This is a genomic window from Halobacillus litoralis (genome assembly GCF_009856445.1).
Taxonomy (GTDB): domain Bacteria; phylum Bacillota; class Bacilli; order Bacillales; family Halobacillaceae; genus Halobacillus; species Halobacillus litoralis.
The window spans coordinates 1-25,237 of sequence record NZ_WMFA01000007.1; the positions used below are offsets into that span (position 1 = coordinate 1).

Annotated in this window: 32 protein-coding genes and 1 other annotated feature; of the genes, 1 reads left to right on the plus strand and 31 read right to left on the minus strand. The window is 43.8% G+C overall.

Features of this window, described 5'->3' with window-relative positions:
* The 3 genes from GLW00_RS15015 to GLW00_RS15025 form a co-directional block, all read right to left on the minus strand.
* The coding region (locus GLW00_RS15015) for a helix-turn-helix domain-containing protein (protein ID WP_160915424.1) at positions 1 to 332 on the minus strand (332 nt) is incomplete at its 3' end.
* A gap of 203 nt (positions 333 to 535) precedes the next feature.
* The gene (locus GLW00_RS15020; RefSeq protein WP_202412525.1) at positions 536 to 1,228 is read right to left on the minus strand and encodes a DUF421 domain-containing protein; all 693 of its coding nucleotides are present in this window, start codon (positions 1,226 to 1,228) and stop codon (positions 536 to 538) included.
* 20 nt (positions 1,229 to 1,248) lie between these two features.
* Positions 1,249 to 2,535, minus strand: a complete 1,287-nt coding sequence (locus GLW00_RS15025) for an ArsB/NhaD family transporter (RefSeq protein WP_160915425.1) — start codon at positions 2,533 to 2,535, stop codon at positions 1,249 to 1,251.
* A 126-nt stretch (positions 2,536 to 2,661) separates the two neighbouring features.
* Here GLW00_RS15025 and GLW00_RS15030 point away from each other — a divergent pair, with 126 nt between their 5' ends.
* On the plus strand, positions 2,662 to 3,045 hold the full coding sequence (locus GLW00_RS15030; protein WP_160915426.1) for a TIGR04086 family membrane protein: 384 nt from the start codon (positions 2,662 to 2,664) through the stop codon (positions 3,043 to 3,045).
* 48 nt (positions 3,046 to 3,093) lie between these two features.
* Here GLW00_RS15030 and yajC read toward each other — a convergent pair whose 3' ends face one another.
* The 28 genes from yajC to radC all read right to left on the minus strand — a co-directional run bounded on the left by yajC (position 3,094) and on the right by radC (position 25,209).
* The gene (gene yajC, locus GLW00_RS15035; protein WP_089652641.1) at positions 3,094 to 3,351 is read right to left on the minus strand and encodes a preprotein translocase subunit YajC; all 258 of its coding nucleotides are present in this window, start codon (positions 3,349 to 3,351) and stop codon (positions 3,094 to 3,096) included.
* A 15-nt stretch (positions 3,352 to 3,366) separates the two neighbouring features.
* Entirely contained in the window at positions 3,367 to 4,506 is a 1,140-nt protein-coding gene (gene tgt / locus GLW00_RS15040) for a tRNA guanosine(34) transglycosylase Tgt (protein ID WP_160915598.1), read from the minus strand.
* A 31-nt stretch (positions 4,507 to 4,537) separates the two neighbouring features.
* Entirely contained in the window at positions 4,538 to 5,563 is a 1,026-nt protein-coding gene (gene queA, locus GLW00_RS15045; protein WP_160915427.1) for a tRNA preQ1(34) S-adenosylmethionine ribosyltransferase-isomerase QueA, read from the minus strand.
* A gap of 28 nt (positions 5,564 to 5,591) precedes the next feature.
* Positions 5,592 to 5,789 (minus strand): DUF2905 domain-containing protein, encoded by a 198-nt coding sequence (locus tag GLW00_RS15050; RefSeq protein ID WP_160915428.1) that lies wholly within the window; start codon positions 5,787 to 5,789, stop codon positions 5,592 to 5,594.
* On the minus strand, positions 5,786 to 6,787 hold the full coding sequence (gene ruvB / locus GLW00_RS15055; protein ID WP_160915600.1) for a Holliday junction branch migration DNA helicase RuvB: 1,002 nt from the start codon (positions 6,785 to 6,787) through the stop codon (positions 5,786 to 5,788). The genes GLW00_RS15050 and ruvB overlap by 4 nt, the downstream gene beginning before the upstream one ends.
* Before the next feature lie 18 nt (positions 6,788 to 6,805).
* Positions 6,806 to 7,423 (minus strand): Holliday junction branch migration protein RuvA, encoded by a 618-nt coding sequence (ruvA, locus tag GLW00_RS15060; RefSeq protein WP_160915429.1) that lies wholly within the window; start codon positions 7,421 to 7,423, stop codon positions 6,806 to 6,808.
* Positions 7,424 to 7,564: 141 nt separating this feature from the next.
* Positions 7,565 to 8,134 (minus strand): BofC C-terminal domain-containing protein, encoded by a 570-nt coding sequence (locus tag GLW00_RS15065; protein ID WP_160915430.1) that lies wholly within the window; start codon positions 8,132 to 8,134, stop codon positions 7,565 to 7,567.
* 79 nt (positions 8,135 to 8,213) lie between these two features.
* Positions 8,214 to 8,966: a YebC/PmpR family DNA-binding transcriptional regulator gene (locus GLW00_RS15070; RefSeq protein ID WP_160915431.1), complete on the minus strand. Its 753-nt coding sequence runs from the start codon at positions 8,964 to 8,966 to the stop codon at positions 8,214 to 8,216.
* A 123-nt stretch (positions 8,967 to 9,089) separates the two neighbouring features.
* Positions 9,090 to 9,635 (minus strand): YhcN/YlaJ family sporulation lipoprotein, encoded by a 546-nt coding sequence (locus GLW00_RS15075; RefSeq protein WP_160915433.1) that lies wholly within the window; start codon positions 9,633 to 9,635, stop codon positions 9,090 to 9,092.
* Between the two features lie 70 nt (positions 9,636 to 9,705).
* Positions 9,706 to 10,443, minus strand: a complete 738-nt coding sequence (gene nadE / locus GLW00_RS15080; protein ID WP_160915435.1) for an NAD(+) synthase — start codon at positions 10,441 to 10,443, stop codon at positions 9,706 to 9,708.
* Between the two features lie 35 nt (positions 10,444 to 10,478).
* The gene (locus tag GLW00_RS15085; protein ID WP_160915437.1) at positions 10,479 to 11,438 is read right to left on the minus strand and encodes an aminoglycoside phosphotransferase family protein; all 960 of its coding nucleotides are present in this window, start codon (positions 11,436 to 11,438) and stop codon (positions 10,479 to 10,481) included.
* On the minus strand, positions 11,428 to 12,495 hold the full coding sequence (gene safA / locus GLW00_RS20910) for a SafA/ExsA family spore coat assembly protein (protein ID WP_160915439.1): 1,068 nt from the start codon (positions 12,493 to 12,495) through the stop codon (positions 11,428 to 11,430). The genes GLW00_RS15085 and safA overlap by 11 nt, the downstream gene beginning before the upstream one ends.
* Positions 12,496 to 12,672: 177 nt before the next feature.
* Positions 12,673 to 13,539: a prephenate dehydratase gene (gene pheA, locus GLW00_RS15095; RefSeq protein WP_160915441.1), complete on the minus strand. Its 867-nt coding sequence runs from the start codon at positions 13,537 to 13,539 to the stop codon at positions 12,673 to 12,675.
* A 14-nt stretch (positions 13,540 to 13,553) separates the two neighbouring features.
* A complete protein-coding gene (gene thrR / locus GLW00_RS15100; RefSeq protein ID WP_160915442.1) occupies positions 13,554 to 14,003 on the minus strand; it encodes a transcriptional regulator ThrR in 450 nt (149 codons plus the stop codon).
* Between the two features lie 15 nt (positions 14,004 to 14,018).
* The gene (gene obgE / locus GLW00_RS15105) at positions 14,019 to 15,302 is read right to left on the minus strand and encodes a GTPase ObgE (protein WP_160915444.1); all 1,284 of its coding nucleotides are present in this window, start codon (positions 15,300 to 15,302) and stop codon (positions 14,019 to 14,021) included.
* A gap of 14 nt (positions 15,303 to 15,316) precedes the next feature.
* Positions 15,317 to 15,832, minus strand: coding sequence for a Spo0B domain-containing protein (locus GLW00_RS15110; RefSeq protein WP_160915446.1), 516 nt, complete (start codon positions 15,830 to 15,832; stop codon positions 15,317 to 15,319).
* A 333-nt stretch (positions 15,833 to 16,165) separates the two neighbouring features.
* On the minus strand, positions 16,166 to 16,456 hold the full coding sequence (rpmA, locus tag GLW00_RS15115; RefSeq protein ID WP_035509352.1) for a 50S ribosomal protein L27: 291 nt from the start codon (positions 16,454 to 16,456) through the stop codon (positions 16,166 to 16,168).
* 14 nt (positions 16,457 to 16,470) lie between these two features.
* Positions 16,471 to 16,800: a ribosomal-processing cysteine protease Prp gene (locus tag GLW00_RS15120; RefSeq protein WP_160915448.1), complete on the minus strand. Its 330-nt coding sequence runs from the start codon at positions 16,798 to 16,800 to the stop codon at positions 16,471 to 16,473.
* A gap of 12 nt (positions 16,801 to 16,812) precedes the next feature.
* The gene (gene rplU, locus GLW00_RS15125) at positions 16,813 to 17,121 is read right to left on the minus strand and encodes a 50S ribosomal protein L21 (protein WP_160915400.1); all 309 of its coding nucleotides are present in this window, start codon (positions 17,119 to 17,121) and stop codon (positions 16,813 to 16,815) included.
* Between the two features lie 13 nt (positions 17,122 to 17,134).
* Positions 17,135 to 17,207, minus strand: a sequence feature (ribosomal protein L21 leader region).
* A gap of 36 nt (positions 17,208 to 17,243) precedes the next feature.
* Entirely contained in the window at positions 17,244 to 18,671 is a 1,428-nt protein-coding gene (locus GLW00_RS15130) for a ribonuclease E/G (protein ID WP_160915450.1), read from the minus strand.
* Between the two features lie 11 nt (positions 18,672 to 18,682).
* Entirely contained in the window at positions 18,683 to 19,540 is an 858-nt protein-coding gene (locus GLW00_RS15135; protein WP_160915452.1) for a site-2 protease family protein, read from the minus strand.
* Positions 19,527 to 20,294, minus strand: a complete 768-nt coding sequence (locus GLW00_RS15140) for a peptidoglycan DD-metalloendopeptidase family protein (RefSeq protein WP_160915454.1) — start codon at positions 20,292 to 20,294, stop codon at positions 19,527 to 19,529. Before GLW00_RS15140 ends, GLW00_RS15135 begins: the two co-directional genes overlap by 14 nt.
* Before the next feature lie 108 nt (positions 20,295 to 20,402).
* A complete protein-coding gene (gene minD, locus GLW00_RS15145; RefSeq protein ID WP_160915456.1) occupies positions 20,403 to 21,200 on the minus strand; it encodes a septum site-determining protein MinD in 798 nt (265 codons plus the stop codon).
* The gene (gene minC / locus GLW00_RS15150) at positions 21,193 to 21,879 is read right to left on the minus strand and encodes a septum site-determining protein MinC (RefSeq protein ID WP_160915458.1); all 687 of its coding nucleotides are present in this window, start codon (positions 21,877 to 21,879) and stop codon (positions 21,193 to 21,195) included. Before minC ends, minD begins: the two co-directional genes overlap by 8 nt.
* A 38-nt stretch (positions 21,880 to 21,917) precedes the next feature.
* Entirely contained in the window at positions 21,918 to 22,445 is a 528-nt protein-coding gene (gene mreD / locus GLW00_RS15155; protein WP_160915459.1) for a rod shape-determining protein MreD, read from the minus strand.
* The gene (gene mreC, locus GLW00_RS15160) at positions 22,442 to 23,293 is read right to left on the minus strand and encodes a rod shape-determining protein MreC (protein ID WP_326314080.1); all 852 of its coding nucleotides are present in this window, start codon (positions 23,291 to 23,293) and stop codon (positions 22,442 to 22,444) included. Before mreC ends, mreD begins: the two co-directional genes overlap by 4 nt.
* Before the next feature lie 41 nt (positions 23,294 to 23,334).
* On the minus strand, positions 23,335 to 24,375 hold the full coding sequence (locus tag GLW00_RS15165) for a rod shape-determining protein (RefSeq protein WP_202412529.1): 1,041 nt from the start codon (positions 24,373 to 24,375) through the stop codon (positions 23,335 to 23,337).
* A gap of 162 nt (positions 24,376 to 24,537) precedes the next feature.
* The gene (gene radC, locus GLW00_RS15170; protein ID WP_160915604.1) at positions 24,538 to 25,209 is read right to left on the minus strand and encodes a RadC family protein; all 672 of its coding nucleotides are present in this window, start codon (positions 25,207 to 25,209) and stop codon (positions 24,538 to 24,540) included.
* Positions 25,210 to 25,237: the final 28 nt, after the last annotated feature.

The window sequence follows — 25,237 nt, forward strand, 5'->3', positions numbered from 1 at the left end:
TTGGACGCAAGGGCTCCCATACCGCCATTCTTCCATTTCCTCATCCACCTTCGAACCATGGAATAATCGGGGATATGGAAGAGAGCTGAGGCCTCACGAATGGAATACCCTTCGTCTTCGATACATGTAATTACCTTCAGTTTAAATTCTGAGGAATAGTTTGTATAGGGAGGCGCAAAAGCTTGATCTCCGTGATACTCATATAATTTCACCCAATAACGTAAAGCAGAGTTGTCTACGCCGATTTCTTTAGCTAGATGACGGTAGCTTATGGTTTCATCAAGATATCGATGGACGGCTTGAAATTTGTCTTCATTCGTAAATTTATTCAAGGTGTATCCCCCTTCGGTCAGAGTTAGAAGGTGTCCAACTCTTGGGGGTCACTTCAACGCAGTCCGAGGAGGCTCACCGCGCTCCCGCGGAAAGCGAGTTATTCCCCGCAGCCCCATCCACTCAAAAACATCTCGAAACTGAGTCTTAAAGAAACCTGCCATTTAGTTGAATAACCCCATTCTCTTCTTTTGAGAGAATGGGGTTATTTAAATTCGTTGTTTTGGTCGATTTGGACTTCGCCCTGGTCGTTAATGGTACATAAGGATATTTCATTGAAAGAATGAAACCCCTGCTTTCGCACTTCATTTACGAGCCATTGTTTATTTTTCCGGATTGTTTGAAGACCACTATATTGCACTTCACCATCAGCAATTAAAACAACGGCATAATCAGAGCTGCCATCGTCTTTCTTTTCAAATACCGAAAGCTTTCCTGATGGTTCCAGAATCGCATAAGCGACATCCCCTACTTGTTGAATGCCATGTTCGCGCAATTGCAACAACAGATCATTGAAGTTATAACGCTGACGCTTCATCTCTTTCTCATCTACTTTTCCGTGTTTAATGATGATGGAAGGCTTGCCGTCGAACCAGTTTCTGAATCGCTGGTTTTTCAATGAAATCCATGCACTACCAATTTGGATGGCAAGGAGAACGGCCATAGGCACGATGGCTTTCCAAATAGCCTCACCCGGATTCTCGATAAGGAAGACGGCAATTTCAGCCAGCATGATAAATACGACCAAGTCCATAACACTAAGTTCACCAATTTCTCTTTTCCCCATGAAGCGGAAAACAAGCAGAATGATTAAATAGGTGATAAGTGTGCGAATGATAATGCTGAATACAAGCACTCCGAGCACAACCTTTCCTAAAGGTTTCCCTTTAGTTAACATCACCTATTTTTCCTGTTTTATTAAAGAAATGGAAGCAAATAGCGGAACCAAATATAAATGGATGATACGATTAAAGAAAGGATCAAAACCGGAAAGCCGTACAGTGAAAATTTAATAAAAGGAATGGGTTTATTATGACTGGCTGCAAGGCCCGCCACAACTACATTGGCGGAAGCCCCGACAAGGGTACCGTTCCCTCCAAGGCAGGCCCCAAGAGCCAATGACCACCAGACAGGATCGACGTTCATCATTCCATATCCCTGCAACTCCTGAACCACAGGGATCATAGCGGCAACGAATGGGATGTTGTCGACAACACCTGAAAGGATTCCTGCACTCCAAAGCATCACCATCGAAGTGATAGGCATATCTCCACCTGAGATCCACACCATTCCTCTTGCTAATTCATCAATCACACCTACCGTCTCTAATCCCCCTACAAGCATGAACAAGCCCATAAAGAAAAACAACGTCACCCATTCGACTTCCTGAAAAACATGTTCAACTTCAAGCTCTTTCTCAGACAAAAAGAGCAGCAATAGTGCTCCGCTGACAGCGATCGTCGTTATATCCATATGAATAAATGGATGCATCATGAAACCGCCGATCGTAAGAAGCATGACGGAGATGGATTGAAAGAGCAACGGCGACATTTTCAAATATTCTTTCGCATCTACACTCATTAAGTCCTCCGCTAAGGCATGATCATACGTAAGCCCTTTGCGGAATAGCAGAATGATGCCTAGCGTGACGAGGACAAAAATAATGAATACTACAGGGCCTAGATGATAAAGGAATGATACAAAACTGAAATGGTCCACCGCTTGTCCGATCATAATGTTCGGCGGGTCACCGATGAGCGTAGCCGTACCACCAATATTAGAGCTGAAAATCGTCATGATCAAATAAGGAAATGCGGGAAGTTTCAAACGATCGACGAGAGTCAAAAGGACAGGTACAAATAAGAGAACCGTTGTAACATTATCTAAAAAAGCAGACCCTACCGCTGTAAACAGCGCTGTTACGAGTAAAAGCGGCACAGGTCTTCCTTTGACAAGCTGTGCTAACCAAATAGCTAAAAAAGTGAAAATCCCTGTCTTTTTCGTGATGGACACTAACACCATCATAGAAAAAAGGAGGGCAACGGTTTCCCAGTCTATAAATCCAAAAGCCTGTTCCCATTCATAAATCTTTGTCATTAAAAGAAGTACGCCACCTGCTACAGCTACCAGTGCACGGTTTAACTTCTCCGTCATTATCAGTACATAGCTAGCTACAAAAATGAGTATTGCAAGTACAGTTGACATAGATCTTCCCCTTTTTGGACGGACTTTATTAATACTTATTCAAGTCCAGAGGAAAATATCTGCTTCTATCTATAGAGTTTTCATGCATATAGATAAAAGTGACAAGCATATCAAGGGGGGGATGGGATGAAAAAGTTATTGTCAGGGGTCCTGGGGTATGGAGTCGGATCTATTTTTATCCTAATGATTGTATTTGCAGGCGTGTTAGCACTTTTATTAAGGTTTACTGGAATGGAATATGAAACACTCAATCAGTTAGCTCTAGTTGCAGGGATAAGCATTCTCGCCATCGGTGGCATGCTGGCAGCTTATAAGGGAGAACAGAAAGGCTGGCTCTCTGGAGGGATGACCGGGCTGATCTTCGTCAGTGCGATGATTTTATTTCAAGTCATTTTTGAAAACTCATGGGTATCTCTGCCTCAATTAAGCTATTTCGGAGGGTTGGTTCTTGCGGCCTGGCTTGGTGGAATGATAGGAGTCAACCTGCCACGTAAAACGGTGAGGAGATGACGGTACGTAAAATCCCGCTACAAGATGATGTAGCGGGATTGCATTTGATTAGCTCAATTTTTCACGCACGGATGAACGATCGAATTTAAGTTGAGTACCATCTTGTACAGAAATCACAAGCGTACCTTCATCAATCGCATGAATCGTTCCGTGAAGTCCTCCGATTGTTATAACTCTATCGCCTTTTTGGAGGTCCGACTGCATTTGTTGTACTTGCTTCTGTTTCTTTTGCTGCGGTCGAATCAATAGGAAATAGAAAATGACAAACATTAGAATAATTGGAAGTAAACCTACTAATGTATCCATTTATTTTCCCCCTTTCTAAAAGTTCTTTGCGTTTGGTTTGTTGAAACCATACATTTCAAAGAATTCTTCTCTAAAGTCACCGAGTCGATCTTCTCTAATGGCTTCACGCACTTGCCTCATTAAGTTTAACAGAAAATAAAGATTATGATAAGTCGTAAGTCTGAAACCGAATGTTTCGTTAGCTTTGACTAAATGGCGGATATAAGCACGGCTGTAATTTCTACATGTGTGGCAATCACAATTCTCGTCAATGGGACGGAAATCACGTGCATATTTCGCATTTCTCACAACTAGTCTTCCCTCAGAAGTCATCAGAGTCCCGTTCCTTGCAATTCGTGTTGGGAGCACACAGTCAAACATATCAATCCCCCGAATGCTGCCGTCAATCAAAGAGTCCGGCGAACCGACTCCCATGAGATAACGAGGTTTTTGATCAGGCATCAGAGGTGTGGTGAATTCGAGAACACGATTCATAACATCCTTCGGTTCACCAACAGAAAGCCCTCCGATTGCATAACCCGGAAAGTCCATGGATGTCAGGTCACGAGCACTCTGACGACGTAAATCTTCATACTCTCCACCCTGGATGATTCCAAACAACCCCTGATCATGCGGACGCTTGTGTGCTTCCAAGCAACGCTCAGCCCAACGGCTTGTACGCTCTACCGAGTCCTTCATGTATTTATGCTCGGCTGGATATGGGGGACATTCGTCAAAGGCCATCATAATATCCGGACCAAGGGAGTTTTGGATGTGCATTGCTTTTTCTGGAGATAAGAAAAGCTTCTCTCCACTAATATGGTTCCGGAAATGGACACCCTCTTCTTCAATCTTTCTAAGATCACTCAAACTGAAGACCTGAAAGCCCCCGGAGTCCGTTAAAATAGATCCGTTCCAGTTCATGAACTTGTGGAGACCACCTGCTTCTTCAATGATGTCTTCTCCTGGACGGAGCCACAAGTGGTACGTATTTGAGAGAATGATTTGTGCACCCATCCGCTCCAACTCTTCCGGACTCATTGTCTTAACGGTTGCTAGTGTACCGACAGGCATAAACATCGGTGTTTCAAAAGATCCGTGTGGTGTATGGACCTTTCCCAGACGTGCGCCAGTCTGCTTACATGTTTTAATCAATTCATATGTGATTGCCATGATTTCTACCCTTTCTCACTGTTGATCCTAAAGATCATTTTATGAACATCGCATCTCCAAAACTAAAGAAACGATACCTTTCTTCTACCGCCTGTTTGTAAGCTTCCAAAATAAAGTCTCGTCCTGCAAAGGCACTGACAAGCATGATTAAGGTGGACTTAGGCAAATGGAAGTTAGTAATTAATCCATCGATGGCTTTCAACTTCTGAGGCGGATAAATGAAGATGTCCGTCCAACCGCTTGCCTCTTTAAAAGTCCCGTAATCACGGATGATGGTTTCAAGAGTTCTCGTAGAAGTGGTTCCTACCGATATGATCCTTCGGCCTCGTTCTTTAACTGCATTGAGCTGATTCGCTGTGTCTTCACTCAACTGGTAGAACTCTGCATGCATATCATGTTCCTCCACTTGATCAACACTGACCGGACGGAAAGTACCAAGCCCTACGTGGAGTGTCAAATACGCAAGTTCAATCCCCTTCGACTGCAAATCCTTTAACAGTTCTTCTGTAAAGTGTAATCCAGCGGTTGGGGCAGCGGCTGAACCTTCTTCCTTTGCATAGACAGTCTGATACCGGTTTCTATCTGACAATTGCTCTTTGATATATGGCGGCAAAGGCATCTCTCCCAGAGATTCCAGTACTTCAAGGAAAATACCTTCGTAACTGAATTTCACCTTGCGTCCTCCGTGCTCTTGCAATTCGGTACATTCGGCTACAAGCTTCCCTTCTCCGAATATGATCTTTGTACCAAATTTTACCTTTTTCGCAGGTTTGACCAGCACTTCCCATTCATCCTGGGCTGTTTGATGAAGAAGCAGGACCTCTACTTTCCCACCGGTCCCGTCTTTGGAACCGTACAGCCGTGCAGGCAAAACCTTAGTGTCATTCAAGACAAGGCAGTCACCTTTTTCTAAGTAATCGGTGATTTGAGAAAAATGCTGATGTTCAATGGTTTGTTCTGAACGATCACAAACCATGAGCCGGGAAGCCGTGCGATCTTCTAATGGAACTTGGGCGATCAGCTCCTCCGGTAAATCAAAATCGTATTGCTTAATATCCATGTGAATCCCCTATTCTATGTGTAATCGGTCAAAATTTTCTTATGAAATAGAAAATTAACGAAAGGACAATGCTCACAATAATGGAAGTCATAATGGGAAAATAAAACGTGACGTTTCCTTTTTTAAAGCTGAGATCGCCTGGCAATTTTCCAAATATGCTCCATACTATACCAATCAGTATGAACACAATCCCTATTACAATAAAGATTTTACCAAACCCCGTCAAGAGCCAGGCACCTCCCTGTTGAAGTGAGCGTAGGCTTTAGGTGTGACCACCCGGCCTCTTGGCGTGCGTTGGATATAACCAATTTGCAGCAGGAACGGCTCATAAACATCCTCAATCGTTTGAGGTTCTTCCCCAATGGTTGCGGCTATCGTATCCAATCCCACAGGTCCTCCCTGGAAGCTGTCCATGATCCCTTTCAGCAATTTGTGGTCGATAAAATCAAGACCTTCTGCATCTACTTGAAGCATTTCCAATGCTTCCTGTGTCGTTGCTTTGCTGATGACTGTCTCCCCTTTTACCTGAGCAATATCGCGGACACGCTTCAACAGGCGATTGGCAATCCTCGGTGTTCCTCTCGAACGACGCGCGATTTCAACAGCCGCCGCCCCGTCGATTTCAACAGAAAAGATTTCTGCTGTCCGTTCTACGATGGAACAAAGCGCTTTCGTATCGTAATATTCCAGACGGCTGTGCACACCGAAACGATCTCTGAGAGGCGCGGAAAGCAAACCGGCCCGCGTTGTAGCTCCGACCAGCGTGAAAGGTGGAAGATCAAGTCTTACAGAGCGCGCGCTCGGCCCCGTTCCTACGACAATATCAAGACAGAAATCTTCCATAGCAGGATAGAGAACTTCTTCGACAGAACGTGGAAGGCGATGGATTTCATCAATGAAGAGGACATCCCCTGGTTCCAAAGAAGATAAAATAGCCGCTAAATCCCCGGCTCGCTCAATGGCTGGACCAGCCGTCGTTCGAAACTGGACCCCCATCTCATTAGCAATGATCGAAGCAAGTGTTGTTTTACCTAAACCGGGCGGCCCATACAACAGTGCATGGTCAAGGGGCTCATTCCGCATCTTTGCCGCTTCGATGAAGATGCTAAGGTTATTTTTCACTTGATCCTGACCAATATACTGTTTCAGAGTTTCCGGCCGTAAACTAAGCTCAATCTCCTGGTCGGCGTTCTGTTGTTCTCCGGATATCATGCGATCTTCCAACATTCATCCCTCCTTCCCTTAAGATTTCATAAGTAACTGCAGCCCTTGTCTGACATAATCATCCACGCTGCCATGGTTGGCTTTTTCAAGTTCTGTACGAACCATCTTCACTTCTTTTTCTGTATAACCCAGGGCTTTTAATGCTTCAACCGCGTCGTCCACGAATGCCCGCTTCTCTTTCGAGGTCAGATCATCCTGATAGAATAGAGTGTCCTCATTGTCTTCATCAGGAAGCCAGACAATCAGCTTCCCTTTTAAATCAAGGATCATCTGACGAGCAGTCTTCTTACCGACTCCCGGAAATTTCGTTAAGTATTTATCGTCTTCCTGCTCAATAGCCGATACGAATTCTGGTACACTCACTGTTCCAAGGATTGCAAGTGCTCCTTTTGGTCCAATGCCAGAAACGTTTAGTAACTGAGCAAAAAGCTGTTTGTCTTCTTTTTTCTTGAAACCGAAAAGTGATTGATTATCTTCTCTTATATAGTGGTACGTATGTACTTTGACTTCCTTGCTCATTGAATCTTGAAAATGATATGGATTCGCGCACAGCACTTCGTATCCTATGCCGCCTGTTTCTATAGTGATCGACCCTTCATCGAGTGTCGTCAACTGACCTTTCACGTAACTAATCATTGTAAAATTCCCTCTCTACCCTTTATTGCTATCCTTCCTATTGTAACATACAAGCACATGTTCGCCCATGCTAAAAAGCCGTGGATCCCCTTTGAAACGGCATAAAACAGCCACAATGATTTGTGGCTGTTTTAACGTCTTTCATACTTCATCTTGTTTGGAAAATTGACGTACGACTTGCTCAAAGTGTCGATGATCCTTGATTTTTATGCCCTGTTTTAATTCATTCTCTCTTTTTGTTTCTAACGGCTTTATGGGTACTGGTTTAAAGGATTCTATCACCTTCCCTTGATCAGGAAGACCTTGAAAGACGGCTAGCTCGCCATCCTCTGTCAATCCGAAATACCCCGTCTGTTTTGTCAAAGGAGAGATATCATCGACTTCTCTCTGAAAAACCACCCTGTCCAACTGCTGTTCTTCAACCGTCCATCCCTCGTACGAAGCCCAAAAATCCATCATAGACCATATGGTTTCTTCTTTTTTTGTTGTTTCTGTCACACCATCTATATAATGCTCCTTTAGAATGACCGTCAGTTTCAAAGGTTCCGGCTTCACCAATGTCTCCACGGATTCTATTTGCTCCTGCTTACCCTGGATGACTCTTTGAGGCGTGTTATCTTTAAAGGTTTTCTGTTGAGTTTGATCAATCATCGACCAACTCAATACGGCAACGCCTATGGTTAATCCAACAATCCAGGCCCATCGTTTCATAACAGGATCCCCCCTAAATAAAATAACTTCTGTTTCTAGTGTGTCCAGAAACAGAAGTTATTATCATAGCAAAGGGAGATCACGATAATTTTTCTAGGATCGCTTCATCAGCATCAAGATTGTGATAGACTTCTTGAACATCATCGTTATCCTCCAACATATCAATCAGCTTCAACATTTTTTCTACGCCTTCTTCGCCAAGTTCCGTATAGGTTTCAGGAATCATGGTCACTTCACTTGTAGTAAAGGCATACCCATTTGCTTCCAGGGCCTGTTTCACATCAGAAAAAGATTCAGGATCCGTATAAATTTCAAATTGTTCTTCTGAAGTTTCCATTTCCTCTCCACCGGCTTCAATGACTTCAAGCATCAGTTCTTCTTCATCCGCCTCTGTTGTTTCCCTGTCGATCACAAGATAACCTGAGCGATTGAACATGAAGGAGACACACCCATTCTCCCCTAAGTTTCCATCATTTTTATTGAAAGCATGTCTGACATCTGCAGCTGTACGATTCTTATTGTCCGTCAATACTTTCACCATAACTGCTACCCCGCCAGGACCATATCCTTCATACGTATATTCTTCATAATTGACCCCTTCAAGGTCCCCGGTCGCTTTTTTAATGGCTCGATCAATGTTATCTTTCGGCATATTGTTTGATCTTGCTTTATCTACAGCTATACGCAGCGCAGGATTGGTTTCTTGATCCCCGCCTCCTTGTTTCGCCGCCATGAAAATCTCACGAGCAAGCTTCATGAAGAGTTTTCCGCGTTTCGCATCTTGAGCACCTTTTCGATGCTTGATATTACTCCATTTTGAATGGCCAGCCATTGGACATTCTCCTCTCCCAAACAAATCTTTATCGTCCCTTAGCGTAAGTTTAATCAGCATTGGACTCTACATTCTAATATATCACAATCCCCTTTTTTCTTGAAAGCGAACCGTTATCCCCTGTTATTGATTAAAAAAGTTTTTAAACCTTTCTCTGATTTTATCAGGTGCTTCCCTGTCTCTTGAGTTAAAGTTTTTCATTTCATCCCAGCTGTTGTTATTCGTATAGACAACCAAATCTTTATCCGACACTTGCTTCACCTTAGCTTCTATCTTTTCCGGAATCGTTTCATCTCTCAGATCATATGGATTGATCATGACCGCCACATACATGCGATCATCAGTCGAATAAGCTTGAGCCATCGTGATTTCCTTCAATTCATTCACTTTTTCTACGACAGCCATGGCATCTTCGTTATTGAAATCATTGTCGTGGGAACGGTTGGTTTCACCATACTTCGCATTTCTGAATTCTTCCTCTGCTGTACGTTTAAAGTAACTATCTTTCCCTGTAGGAATTTGCCCTCGGCGTTCAATCGCTCCATCTTGAGCATAACCAAGAGGTTGGTAAGGGGGTGATTCTTCTTCCTTCGGTTCAGCCGTTTCATCCGCCTGACACGCAAACATGAATAAAGTGGTCAACATAAGCATACTAACGATTTTCCACATAAAAACATTCTCCTTTTACCCTTACTATGGGTTCAAGAAGAATGTTTTAGTCTGTCAATATTCGCCAGGCTTATTTCGGTGGTGCAGGAGGCAGCTGGCGCTTGTGGGCGGAACGTTTATGCATCGCTTCGATGATATTACGATCTTCTTCAGGAATTTCCTCACCCTTCAAGTGGCGATCGATCATATCATAACTTGTGCCCATTTCGTTCTCATCTGTCTGGCCTTCCCACAACCCTGCACTCGGTTGTTTATGGATGACTTCATCCGGTACACCTAAATATTCAGCCATTTCCCGCACTTCACCTTTAGTAAGGTTTGCGATTGGTACCAGATCAACGCCTCCATCTCCAAACTTCGTGAAGTAACCTGTGTACCATTCTGCTGCATTATCTGTTCCGACAACTAAGTATTTATGATTAGTGGCGATGGTATAGAGGGTACTCATGCGTAAACGGGCTCTTAAATTAGCATCGGCTAATTTTTCCTGTTCTTCATTGAAAGATCCAGCATCGTTCAATTGCTGTTTAATGGTTGAGAACATAACCTTATGTGTTTCCGTCAAATCAACTGTCATAACCGGTAAGTCACACGCTTCCACAACACTCTTTGCATGGATTTGGTCATCGGATTGACTTTTACAAGGCATGATGACTCCCAGGGAGCGATCAGGGAATGCTTTCTTAATAAGATTAGCTACGACAGCGGAATCGATTCCACCACTGACTCCAACGACTAATCCTTCCACTTTTGCTTCTTTCACTTGTTCCTGAAGCCAGGACACGATTTTTTCAACTTTTTGTTCCACCGGATTGTTCATCCTTTCACACATATGATATCTAATCATAGCATATGCTCAGCATATCGGACAAACTTCTTCCGGTTTTCCCATGCTTTTTCCAACTTTCTCATATGTCGGGTCATTGATGCTTCTTCCCTTAAGCTAAGCCGATATCCATAAAGCCACTCCCTCAAAAGATCAGCGGGGACGAGGACTCCTTTCCACCAGATGTCCTTATCTGAAACGTGAGGAAAATATGGCAGCAAAGTAGATTTCCTAAGTTCCACGTATGGTAAAAAACGTTGAGCTAGTTGAATGTGGTCATATAGACGAGGCCCGGTATGCAAAAGATCAAAATCAATCATTTTTATATTCTTATCCGTGCCTACAATGAAATTATGATGAGCCACATCTCCATGCAGCCATTCGTGTCGGTCCCAGGCTTTCTCCTCCACCTCTCCCCAGGGATGATCAGTAAAGTCTTCTAACCGTTTGCTCATGCAAGCGTGGAGTTCCTGAAACATTTCCCGCTTCCGTAACTCAGTGAATAAATCTTTCGTTTCTTCAAATTGTTCTAAGCGCCTTTCCCATTTGACATATAAAGGGTCCTTAGGAATGGATAATACACCAATACCTTTCGTCGTTCGATGAAAATGGTGCAGAATACGTACCGCTTGTTTTCGATCCTTATGCCGGTTGAAATCTGCGTGCCTTCCTTCCACTCGTTCAAATAAAGCCCAATCACAACCAAGTTTACTGATCGTATAGACACGATCATAAAAAGAATACGGGCTTGCAGCTATTTTGTAGGCATAGTTCCAGTGTTCAAAAAACTCCACTTGTTTTTCAATCACATGAAACCTCCGATACCCCTTCAAAATAAATGGCATGCCTTCATACCTTACTTTGTACACCTTCGGTTTGATGGTCTGTTCATATTCAATGGGAAGCTTTTCCTCTGTTTGCATCCATTGAAAAAGGCGATCCGTGTATGAATCGCCCATTCGGTGTTCAGCTTTCATCTAAATCATCTTCCCTCCAAGGCTGTTGATATCCTTGGCCCATCTGTTGGGGATCCCACTGTCCCATTTGCTGTGGGTATGGTTGGCCCCACCCTTGCTGAGGCTGACCCCATCCCATGTGAGGTGGCTGCTGACCATAACCCATCGGCTGCTGCATCCCACCATATGGTGCCTGCTCCCATGGCTGCTGAGCGCCATATGGAGACGGCCCCCATGGCCCCATCATCGGTCCATATGGCTGCGGTCCTTTTTCTCCTCCGCATCCACAGTCCCCACCGGCTTGCACGCCTTGGACCATATCATCGCTTGATTCATCCCCCATCATATGCATAGGCTGATTCATCGGCATTGGTTGTTGGTACATCGGCATATGCATCGGCATCATCACTGGATAAGGAGGGCAGCAATAATAGTCGGTGTGCATCAACTGCGGCTGCATCGGTTGTTGCATTGGCTGTTGCATCGGTTGTTGCATCGGCTGTTGCATTGGCTGCATCGGTTGATAATACGGCTGCTGTGGCATTGGAGCTTGTTCCGGAGACTTCATCCCTTTCACATCTTCCATTTTTTCTCCTTTTACTTCTTCTTTTAGAGCCTCCTTAGGTGATTCTTCTTTCGGCTGCGGCATCGGCATTTGAGGAAGGTGGAAAGTTGTATAATAATTTTGCATCTGTTGATCAATGCTCGGCATTGTAATCGGCATATTCATGTTAATGGGCTGCATCGGCTTCATCGGTTTTTCCATGACACCTTTAGGTGCCGGTTTCTTCTCATCTTCTTTAATTTTCGGAATCGGCTTTGGTGTTGTATCTTTATATGGTGGTTGTGAAGGCATTTCCTTCTTAGGTGCTGGTGCTTGTTGTTTAGGGGCCTCTTTTTTAGGAGCCTCTTTTTTCACTTGTTTTGTACCTTGAGGGACTTTGATCTTCATACCCGGCATAATCATATCAGGATTGGAAAGCTGGGTATTCATGGATTTCAACTGTTCAAAGTCGACCCCATATTTCTTGGCAATGTTCCAGAGTGTATCTCCTTTTTGTACAATGTGAATTCTCACATCTGCAACTCCCTTCCTGTAATTCTGTAAAAACAATAAGGCAATAATAGCTTCATAACACTCTATGCAACACAAGCCAAAACATTGATGAAAAAGCCTATAATAATTTGAAGAAAAATATAAACAAACCCCTGAATCCCTATTAATAAAGGGGTTCAGGGGTTATGAGGGTCAAGCTTATTTCACAGGGGCCGGCACATCGATCTGGTAACTTGGATACGTTCCGAGCACCTTCAGCTGACAACCTAACGCTTCAAGTTCTGCCTGCACACCAGGAAAAAGCACGTGATCGTATGGTTGATCGACATCTATTAAGAAAAAGTAGTTGCCGAGGCCGGTTTTCATCGGCCTTGATTCGATTTTAGATAAGTTCATTTTTCTCCACGCAAAGGCTGCGAGTACTTGATGGAGGGCTCCTACATAATCTTTAGGCAACGTAACCATAACCGTCGTTTTGTGCTTGGTTACAGGATGATCCTTTACTTTCAAAGTGGTAGGGATCTTCTGGACGACCGCAAACCTTGTATGGTTATTGTCATAATCATGGATGTCCGTATCCATAAACCTCAGACCGTTTTGCTCTGCTGCTAAATGGTTGGCAATGGCAGCGACACCCGGGCCTTCACTTGCTACAACTTCAGCCGCTTTTCCTGTCGATGCGGTGTATTCCACTTCAGCGTTCGGGTACTTAGTGTGCAAGTACTGGTGACACTGGGCAATGGCATGGCTGTGAGAATATACCTTCTTAATTTCCCCATCATGATCAGGATGGACGAGAAGGTGCTGTTTGATGGGGACTGTCAGTTCTGCAATAATTGATTGGTTGACGTGATGGACAAGATAATCAACCGTCAAGTGTACAGAACCTTCAATCGCATTTTCAATGGGGACAACGGCCGTACTGATTTCCCCATCCTCCACAGCATCCAGACAGGCAGGAATGTTCTCGTAGCCCACGAACTCTCCACCTTCAAACAAAGCATCCACTGCCATTTTTGTAAACGTACCCTTTGGTCCTAAATATCCAATCCGTTGTTCCGTCATGATTTCCCCTCCAATTAAGCTCCCGTACTTAAGATCTCTACACGATCTACAAAATCTAACTTGTGCAGTTGCTGCAATAGTTTTTCTATGCTGTCTTCCATTCCGGAAGTATTCAATGAGAGCGTCACATTGGCTTTGCCTTGAAGAGGAATGGTCTGATGAATCGTCAAAACATTACAACCGGACTTAGCAACCGTCATTAACAAATTCGACAACGTTCCTTTACGATCTTCAAGGTGGAAGAACAACGTAATCATCTGCTCTTTAACCATCGCTTGAAAAGGAAAAACAGCATCTCTATATTTATAAAAAGCACTGCGGGATAAGCCCACTTGCTGGACTGCTTCGAAAATGGACTCTACTTTCCCCCGCTCCAGCAGCTCTTTGGCATCAATGGTCTTCATCATAGCTTCAGGAAGAATGTCGCTACGGACTAAATAAAATTTCTCATTATAATCCGCCATGAAAAATCCTCCCCTTTAATCGACAAACTCAAATTCATAATCCATCAATCTTACCGTGTCGCCATCTTTCGCCCCGCGTTTTCTGAGCGCTTCATCCACACCCATACTCCGCATCTGACGAGCGAAACGGTTGATGGACTGGTCATGAGAGAAGTCCGTTCTTTTAAAGAGGGATTCAATCTTCTCTCCATATAAGACATAGGCACCGTCATCATCACGCGTAATCTTAAATGGCGCTTCCTCTTTTTCGAATTTGTAGATGACTCGTTCATCCACTTCCTCGACTTGTTCTTCCTGCTTCGGAATTTGATCCAGTTTATCTGCTACGGCATACAACAACTCATCCAACCCATCCCGTGTAACTGTAGAGACCGAATAGATCGGAATGTCATCGTTGCCAAGCTGCTCCTTGAACCGTTCCAGGTTCTCTTTGGAATCAGGAATATCCATTTTATTTGCTACAATGATTTGAGGACGATTTTCCAACCGTTGATCATAAGATGATAGTTCATTATTGATCGTTATATAGTCTTCATAAGGATCGCGGCCTTCCATTCCAGACATATCAATGACATGGAGCAGTAATCGTGTACGTTCTACATGTCGCAGAAATTGATGACCAAGCCCTACCCCTTCATGCGCTCCTTCGATAAGGCCTGGAAGATCGGCCATTACGAAACTACGATGGTCCTGACTTTCCACTACCCCAAGGTTTGGAGAAAGAGTGGTGAAGTGATAATCCGCAATCTTCGGCTTTGCAGCGGTTACCACCGATAAGAATGTTGATTTACCGACACTCGGAAAACCAACTAATCCGACATCTGCTAACAGCTTTAACTCGACGACGACATCGAGTTCTGCACCCGGTTCCCCATTTTCAGCGATTTCAGGCGCCGGGTTCCTGGCCGTAGCGAAACGAGCATTTCCACGTCCTCCGCGACCACCTTTAGCGATGACCGCTCTTTGTTTATGATCCGTTAAATCAGCGATGACTTTATCTGTCTCTGCATCTTTCACCGTTGTCCCAGGAGGAACACTGACAACCAGTGGATCAGCGTTTTTTCCATGCTGCTTCTGATTCATCCCGTTTTCACCTTTGGCCGCTTTAAAGTGGTGTTGATACCTGAAATCCATCAGCGTGTTGAGACCTTCATCGACTTCAAAAATGACATCACCGCCATTTCCACCATCACCACCAGCAGGTCCACCTCTTGGTACAAATTTTTCACGACGGTAAGCCACAAGACCATTTCCACCGTCTCCACCTTTTACAAATACTTTCACCTGATCGACAAACATGTCTATTCACCTCTTCATTCTATTGTCATTTCAATAGAAAGTTCTTTACTGTCAAAAATCGTGGCAATAAATCCTTCTTTATTCAGCGTCTCTTTCAAACGTTCCGGTTTATGAAATAGCCCTTCCCATTCCCAGCTCAATCCAAGCGTATCCTGCCCACCTACATAGATGGTACATGTACCTTCATAAAGTTCTTCATTTCCAATATGTCCATCCATGATTTCAATCATCCGTTTTCCATAAGCGAACAATGTATGATCATGACGGGATAAATCAACTTCTCCCCTTATGAAATACCGTAGCCGGTAAGTCTTATGTACCCAATTAAAAGAAAGCAGCCATAAAGAAAAATGTAGAGAATGACTATTCAATAATTTCCGTTCTTCTTCTGCCTCTTCTTTTATTTCTTCCATTTGTGACAGCAAGCGATCCTGCTTTCCAAGGGTAGCGTAACCTTGAAGCAATTGAATTTGATTCATCCAGTCATGACGCTTATGCCTGAGCAGCTCAATGATTTCTTTTTCTTCCATCGTTTCAGCTCCCTCGTTCAACCCATAGTAATAAAAAGTATAGCAAAAATTCAAGGAAACAAAAAATTTAAAACATAAGATCAGTTTCGAGGATTTCGCGTGATAGGATTAGTGACTGAAAAAATACTGGAAATGATCTTTATAAGTTTTCCGTTCCTATTAGGAATCATTGCTCTCATGCCAAAACGGAATCCAGACGGGCTGCTTGGACGCGTTCCTGAGAAAAGCGACTCATTACTCTCAATTATTTGCTAAACAGCAAATAAAGGATATAAAAAAAGCCGCGCTTATGCGAAAAGCAAAGCGCGGCTTTTTTGCTGATGGACTATTCGCTTACGCTTCCTGTGCTACAGGATAAACGCTGACTTTTTTACGGTTACGTCCGTAACGCTCGAATTTAACAACACCATCCACTTTCGCGAACAATGTGTCGTCTCCACCACGGCCAACGTTCGCACCAGGGTACACCTTTGTACCGCGTTGACGGTAAAGGATGGAACCAGCAGTTGCTTGTTGTCCGTCTGCACGTTTAGCTCCAAGACGTTTGGACTCAGAGTCACGACCGTTTTTTGTACTACCTACACCCTTCTTCTGGGCGAAAAACTGCAAATCAAGACGTAGCATGAGTCTTCACCTCCTTATCGTTGGGATATTTTCATATATTGATCGTATTCTTGTTCAATCGTTTCCAAGGACACCTGCATGCCTTCCAATAAGGTTTGAGCTTTGACATGAATGGATTCATCCAAATCTTCAGGAAGAGTGATTTTTAAATAACCACCTTCACCACCTTGTTCGACATCAGGTTCGAATCCACAAAGGCTGATTACAGCATTGACAGCACCGAACGAAACAGCCGATACGGCAGCGCAGACGAGATCATGACCATAAGGTCCACTTTCTGCATGTCCGGATATTTCAAAGCCTGTAATTTCTCCTTGCGAGCGAAACATCGATACTTGTATCATCCGATACGAACCTTACGCGTTGATTTCTTCAACGACAAGTTTCGTGTACGGCTGACGATGACCTTGTTTGCGCTTGTAGTTCTTTTTAGGCTTGTATTTGAAGACAGTCAATTTCTTCTGAAGACCTTGTTTTTCAACTTTAGCTGTTACAGAAGCACCATCAACGTAAGGAGCACCAACTTTTGTGTTGCCTCCACCTACGAAAAGAACTTTGTCAAAAGTGATAGACTCACCAGCTTCTACGTCCATTTTTTCAACATAGATCTCCTGGCCTTTTTCTACTTTTACCTGCTTACCACCAGTTTCAATAATTGCGTACATACTTGCACCTCCTCAATATACTCAGACTCGCCATTCAGGTACCGGAAATCGGTTTTAAAACCTGTTCTGTGCGGTTGTAGCAACGGAGTGCTACTAGAATAACAAAACAATGTTACCACAGATCAAAACAAGTTGTCAACATGATATCCGCGACGCTGAACAGCTTCCCGGATCATGTCTAAAGACCCTTCAAGCTCTATTTGATAGTCAGAGATGTCAGCATCCTGCCTAACAAACAGCTCCTGTGGAATTTTACTAGAAATCGACTCAGAAAGCAATCGTTTTTTACAATCCACAATCGTCGGATGAACAGCAACCATCAGGGCCTCCGCCTCTCTCCTTTGCAGAAGTTCTCTTTCTAAACGATATACAGCCGTCTCATCCGTGAATTTCACTTCCTTAGGCTTGATGAATAAGGAAGACAGGCTGGGACTTTCCCTTTTTCTCGTCATTTCTAAAAGTCCTAATCTTGTCATTCCAAACACGTTTGTTTTCATGGGGTCCTCTTTCACAAGCTTTCTCATTTCTGAGACGAGTTGTTTCTCTTTGTTCTCATCCTTCATGGAAATGAAGTCAATAAGAATGATTCCAGATAAATTTCTCAAACGGATCTGCTTTTGAATTTCCCTGGCAGCCAGGATATTAACATCAAGCGCTTGAGAATTTGTAAAGGCCCGTCCTTTCACTTTATGGCTATTCACATCAATGACAGTCATCGCTTCCGTTTCTTCGATGACTAAGCTCACACCATTATCCATTTCCACAAGAGGATTGATCATTTGCTCCTGAAGACGTGAAAAGGACACAGGCAGCTTTCCTTCCACATCACTTACCCAGCGGATGCGGTTAGCCAATGAAGGAAATTTTTTCTTCAAACGCTTAGATGTGCTCGCTTCATCAAGGATTACTTCCTGAATCGTTGTCGCCGGAAATTTACGAATGAATGCATCAGGGATACTCGGCTCACTCCATAAAGAGCCGGGTTTATTAATTTCTCTCTTTTCAATCGTTTTCCACTCATTTCGAAGTTCTCTTAATTCTTCCATCATCGTCCCGGGGTCCACGGCTCCCGCTGCTGTTCGTATAATACACCCTTCGGGATTGTTCAATTCCAGTTCCAGCAACGCTTCAAGCTCTGATTTTTTTCCGTCGTCAAGCTTCCGCGAAATCGAAAGTTTCCCTTGAGCAAAAGGCTGATAGATGGTGTACAAGCCAGGGAATGTCACATTTGCGGTCAGTACAGCCCCTTTGTTGCCAACCGGTTCCTTAACGGCTTGTACAATCACTTTCTGCCCTGTACTCAATGCTGTAGATAATTCACCTTCACACCAGGGAACCATTTCCTTCCTAAGAAAACCTGACTTCTCCTCTCCTATGTCAATAAAAGCGGCACCCAAACCCTGATCCACCCGTTCAACTTTCCCCAAAAAAATAGAGCCCGCGAGCTTTTCAGCACCGGGCCGGTCGATAACATATTCATGGATCTCTCCATTTTCAATGACCACTCCCGATTTTTCGGCTGCCTTTGTATGTAAAACTAATTTTCTCATGTCATCCCTCATCATATAGCGATTTCAGCAATGTCCCTTACTTTTAAATGCGGCTTCTTTTGTTCAAAAAAAGCCCGGAGACACTCTTGTTCATCTACTATATAGAAAGGATTCGTATGTTTCAATACATACTTATGGCGCCGGTTGGAGTGGATGTTCTTCAGCACATCACGGACGAGCGTCTCTTGATGAACGTTTACATACTTAGTTTTTAATGATTCCCTGTTCTGATACGTGCAATATAGAAGATAACGCATCATCGTATAAGACTTCCGCTTCCATTCGAGAACGTTTTCAATGAATAAAAAGGCGGTCAGGAGGATGGCGGCTAACGTCCAGCGCCCGCCTGTAAACATCCAAAATCCAGCAAATATCATAAACAGAAGGGATAAACTAAGGGCTACTGCCAGACTCACCCTGAAGGCAAAGAAGCGATTTAAAAGATAAAAAAGCAATTTCCCACCATCTAAAGGCCAAACCGGCAGCATGTTAAACAGAAAGATCACTCCATTATAGAAGAAGGCAGCATCTAATAAAGGATGTACGCCTATTATGGATTGAAGAGTCATGAGCAAAACAAAGATCCATAGATGCTGAAAAGGGCCAGCGATGACCACAAGCATCTGCTCTCGAAAAGGCCTTGTGTTGTGCTCTTCACTCACGACAGCCCCCCCGAACAGCCAAATCTCCATTCTTTCTACACGCCACCCAAACCGTTTTGCCATAAGGAAATGGCCCAGTTCATGAGCAATGACTATGGAAAACAGAACGATGAAATCATAAATAGCCCCGGTCAGCAGAGCGGACAAAGCAAGCAAAAAGAAGAGGGGGTGGATATGGATATGGTCGTGGAATTTAAGGACCTTCATTCACTTTGATCACCTGTACTGGATCTAAAAAAGTATTGTCTTTTTCAATGGCGAAGAAGAATTCCGCTGCCTGCCCCTCTTCCGCTTTCACGGATCCCAAATCCTTTTGCGATTGGACATGTTCATATAAATGGACATCAATGGATGATAAATAACCGTAAGTGGTTTCCGTTCCATCCTCATGCTGTAAAACTACAGCCTTCCCAAACTCAGGATCATTTCCGGCAAATATGACGGTTCCTTCCCGAACCGCTTTTACTTGAGAGCCATTTTCCGTTGTTAAAATAATCCCTTTGCCATCATTTTGAAAAGGAGTCGTCACCGTTCCATTCACAGGCATTGCGAGAGGTTCTTGATCCGTTCTACCCTCAGACTGGATGACCTGTAATGGATCTCCAAAACGGTCACTGTACCAGGCTGTCACTTTAGCAAAAGGGAATTCTTCCTGCATTTGGCTCACTGCCCAATCACTTGGAACTTTCGCAATAGCCAGGTCTGTATTTTTCCCCGCAGCTACGAGGGCAAACAATAAAATAGCGAAGAATACTTGCATGCCTAAACGACTTGTCGCATTTGACTGACTCTCCTTTTTCACTGGTTTATGACCGTAATCATTAACCAGAGGGGGAAAGCCATGCATTTCTTCATCTTGAGGTGGGGAGAAAACTCCAGGAGGGCTCGTCCCCTGACGATGCATCTTTCTTTTTTTTCGATCGGCTATATTCTTGCGTACATCATGAATGTTCTTCTTCACAACCAAACCCCTCTCTACGCCTTTTTCTATCAGTCTATGGGACAAGGAGGAGGTTTATTAATTGAAAATAAAAAAACCTGCCACAGAATGTGGCAGGTGAAACGATGGTTATGTGCGCATGCCGAAGAATTTCTTGACTTTCGCCAGAACGCCCCGGTCTTCATCGAGCTTCATAAGGGGTACCGTTTCGCCAAGAATTCTCCTAGCAATGTTTCTGTATGCGAGAGAAGCTTTTGAATTCGGCTTCATTGCCACAGGCTCACCACTATTGGATGCTTTAATGACCGCATCATCATCAATCACGATTCCCAATAGATCGATAGACAGGACATTGACGATTTCATCAACATCTAGCATGTCCCCATTTTTCATCATATGATTGCGGATGCGGTTAATGACCAGTTTCGGAGATTCCATTTCTTCCTGTTCCAACAGACCAATAATCCGATCCGCATCCCGGACACTTGATTTCTCAGGAGTTGTGACAACAATCGCCTTGTCCGCACCAGCGACCGCATTTTTATACCCTTGCTCGATCCCCGCCGGACAATCGATGACGATATAATCGTACTCTTGCTTCAGCTCCTGCACAATGGCCTTGACCGCTTCCGGGGTCACTTCAGATTTATCAGATGTTTGAGCGGCAGGGAGCAAATGAAGACAATCAAAACGCTTATCCGTAATCAAGGCTTGTTTTGTCTTGCAGCGCTCGTTTACGACATCGACAATGTCATAGATGATGCGGTTTTCAAGCCCCATCACGACATCTAAATTTCTGAGACCGATATCAGTATCAACGAGACACACCTTTTTCTTCTGCAAGGCCAAAGCGGTCCCCAGGTTCGCAGTAGTCGTGGTCTTTCCGACCCCTCCCTTTCCAGAGGTAATCACTATCGCTTCACCCATTGATCATTCTCCTTTCAAAACTAACCAGATCCGGTCTCTTTTTTACAACTTCTTGTATTCGATCAATACGTATTTTTTCCATGGACTCATCAATAAATCCACATTCCATATAGACACCCTCTGATTCATAATCAGGGGAGCGGCTCAACTGATCGGCGATTCTTAGTTGACTCGGCTGCATATAGGAAGAGGCGATCACTGCATTCGTATCCCCTTCAAACCCTGCATGCGCAATTCCACGCAAACTTCCCATGACAAAAATATTGCCTGTGGCTTTGATTTGCCCTCCAGGGTTCACATCACCGATCAAAAGCAGGTCTCCTTTGACTTCAACTAACTGTCCCGACCGCACAGTTTTAGCTACAGGGGTGATTTCCGTATTCTCTTTCCACTCAAGAGCTTCCTTTTTCGTCAAAACATCCGACTCGATCTTTTCAACAACGAGCTTCTGCTTTTCCCGGACAACCTCTGTGAGCTTTTCTTTTTGTTCTTCATTCAAATACCTGTTTCCAAGCTTAATCGTCACACGAATCATCGGATGTTCATCTGTTAATCCGTTCATAGACAATTGATTTTGCAATTCTTTTAAAAGGGCTGAGAAGGAACATTGATCATCCAAATGTAATGTCAGACCGTCCCTCGTTCCTTTAATCATCACCTTTTGAACATTAGCAGCCATAGGCTCTTTCACCTCAAACCTCAAACATTTCCATCAGACTAGATATTGCTCGCTTCTTCACCCCAGGCATACACTTTTTCCTTCACGAGTGGATATAAGAGAATGAAGAAGATCATATTCGCCGCCAGGGTCGGCAGCAGCCTCAATAGAGCGTAATCTCCCCAAGTCATGGATGTAATTTGTACGAATGAATAAATGATATACAACATCGTATCAGCTAAAGCCACACCAACAACCGCCAATAAGGACGCCGCAAGAAAATTGGAATGCAGCCATTTGTTTAAACCATGCACCGTATAAATAATCAGGGTATATGTAATCATATATACCCCGAGCACGCCTGTGTAGACAACATCGATCAATAATCCGAAAGCAAGGCCATACCAGACAGCATTGTACGTATCATCCTTGTCATAGAAAATGGCAATGATTAAAAGGAAGATCAATATCCAATGAGGGGTCATAAGCAAATCAGAGTAAACAAGATTAGCCGGCAGCATACTCATGGCCATCCCCTGCATGATCAAGAAAAACAAACATAGGAGTGCAATGAAGTATCGACTCATGATGCTTCTTCCTCCTGTTCAGCTTCAGGATCCACTGTTTCTGCTGTACGATCGACAACCATCACATGATTGATATCAAACAAATCGGCAAACGGTTCTACATAGGCGGTTTGTGTCAGCCCAAATTGATCATTGACGACTTCTTCAACAGTTCCGATTCTCAAGTTACTCGGGAAAACCCCTCCTAAGCCAGATGAAATGACAGTATCTCCCGGCTTGAGCTCTTCGTCCAACTTGATTTCTTCTAGTAATAAGCGCCCGGTTTCATCGTCATAGCCTTCAATCAGACCGAAGGCTTCATCCTGGTCCTCACGAACGACCCAAGCAGAAATTTTGTTGGAACGATCGAACCCACTTAATAGTTGAACCCTTGAATGAAAGGCACCTACTGACTTAATTTTCCCAATCAGACCATCACTGGTCATGACGGCCATATCTTTTTCAACGCCGTGTTCTTCCCCTTTATTGATCGTCATCTGCTCAAACCAACGGTCTGAACTTCTTGCTATAACTGTTGCCTGAACAGGGGAATAATCACTCAAACTATCGGACTTATCCAACGTTTGCTGGAGTTCGCCAATTTCACTGCGAAGTCTTTGGTTTTCCTGAATGACACCCTTGTATTCAGAAAGCCTCGCTTTCAATACTTCGTTCTGTTCATAAACACCGAACATGTCTTGAATATTTTCATAGGTATTGTCCACAAGACTGACCGGTTTATGGAAGACAGTTTGCATCCAACCGATCGAATCCTGCAGGAATTTTTCAGGTGTGCTTAACGAATCACGGTCACGGATTGAAAAGCCGATTAATGCTACGAGTACGATAAATCCTACTAATACAATCATCAGTCTTTTTCTACGAAATAGCGAAGGCATAACGAGCTAAACTACTCCATTTTCGCCCGGCTTGCTACATTCGGCTGAGAACGGAAATGATGGATATACTCCAAAGACTTTCCTGTTCCAACCGCCACACAATCCAGAGGATTATCGGCAATAAATACGGGCATGTTTGTTTCTTCGCTGATGACTGTATCGATATTCCTTAGCAAGGCTCCTCCCCCGGTAAGGACAATCCCGCGTTCCATGATATCCGCCGCAAGTTCTGGGGGTGTTTTTTCCAAGGTGTTTTTGACCGTTTCAATAATTGAATCAATCGTATCTTTCATAGCACTTACAATTTCGTCACTTTGAATCGTAATGGTTTTAGGCAAACCACTGAGCAAATCTCGTCCCCTGATGTCCATTTCGTCAACTTCAGTGACTTCTCCTGCTCCACCTAATTCCATCTTCACTTCTTCAGCCGTACGCTCACCAATCATCAAATTGTATTTTTTGCGTACATGTTGAATGATGTTGTCGTCCATCTCATCCCCTGCAACGCGAATGGACTGACTTGTAACGATGCCACCAAGAGAGATGATGGCGACTTCTGTTGTTCCTCCACCAATATCAACGACCATGCTTCCCGTTGGTTCCCATACAGGAAGTCCTGCACCGATGGCAGCCGCAAATGGTTCCGCAATCGGATAGGCTTCTTTTGCTCCCGCCTGTTTCGTTGCATCAATGACCGCACGCTCTTCCACCATCGTAATGCCAGAGGGTACACAGACCATGACATTTGGTTTACTTGCAAAAGAGGAACGCGTTTTTAACGCTTTTTTTATATAATATTTCATCATTTGAGCTGTTGTATCGTAATCAGCAATCACGCCATCCTTCATCGGTCGGATAACATTTATGTAACCTGGCGTTCGCCCGATCATGTTCCGCGCATCATTTCCGACAGCTTCAATGTCACCTGTTTGTGTATTTTTGGCAACAACAGAAGGCTCTCGCACAATGACCCCTTTACCTTTCAAAAAGACAAGTGTATTGGCAGTGCCCAAATCAATTCCTAAATCTTGAGAGAATCCAAAAATCCCCAATAATATCTTCCTTTCTAGAACCCGTTTTCCTATCAACGGGGGTTAGGCATCTATATAGAATCATGATTAGAAGAAGCGCCTATTTATAAGGAAATCCTATAAATGGCGCTTTTTCTTTTTCATCTATTCAATTATACGAAAAATCCACAAAAATAGATAGTGTTACAAATAGCCTTTTTCTTTAAGACTAATGAATTTACGATCACCGATGACAAGATGGTCCAGTAATTCGATGCCAATCATCTTCCCGCATTCTTTCAACCTGCGTGTGACTTGAATATCTTCTTGGGATGGAGTGGGATCCCCGGAAGGATGGTTATGGGCACAAATGATAGAGGCGGCAGACCTCTTTACCGCTTCTTTGAACACCTCTCTCGGGTGGACAATCGAAGCATTCAAGCTGCCGATAAAGATGGTTTGTCTATGAAGGACCTGGTTCTTCGTATTCAAAAACAAACAGATGAAGTGCTCCTGCTTTAAATCTCTCATTTCTTCCATGATAAAGTCCGCCCCATCTTCCGGACTTCTGATCATATACCGTTCCACAGGTTTCATCTTCTGCATCCGTTTGCCTAATTCGATCGCTGCCAGGAGCAGAACGGCTTTAGCCGCTCCGATCCCACGAATGGCTGTAAGCTCTTCAATGGTTGCATCCTTAAGAAGCATGATCCCTTCAAAATGGACAAGGAGCCGATTGGAGAGCTCCATCACGGACTCGCGTTTCGTTCCACTTCCTAGCAATATAGCAAACAATTCCTGATTTGATAGATGGGAAGCTCCGAGCTCAATCAAGCGCTCTCTCGGCCGGTCCTCCCTCGGAACATCTTTGATCATTATACTCGTCTGGGTCAATGATTCGCAT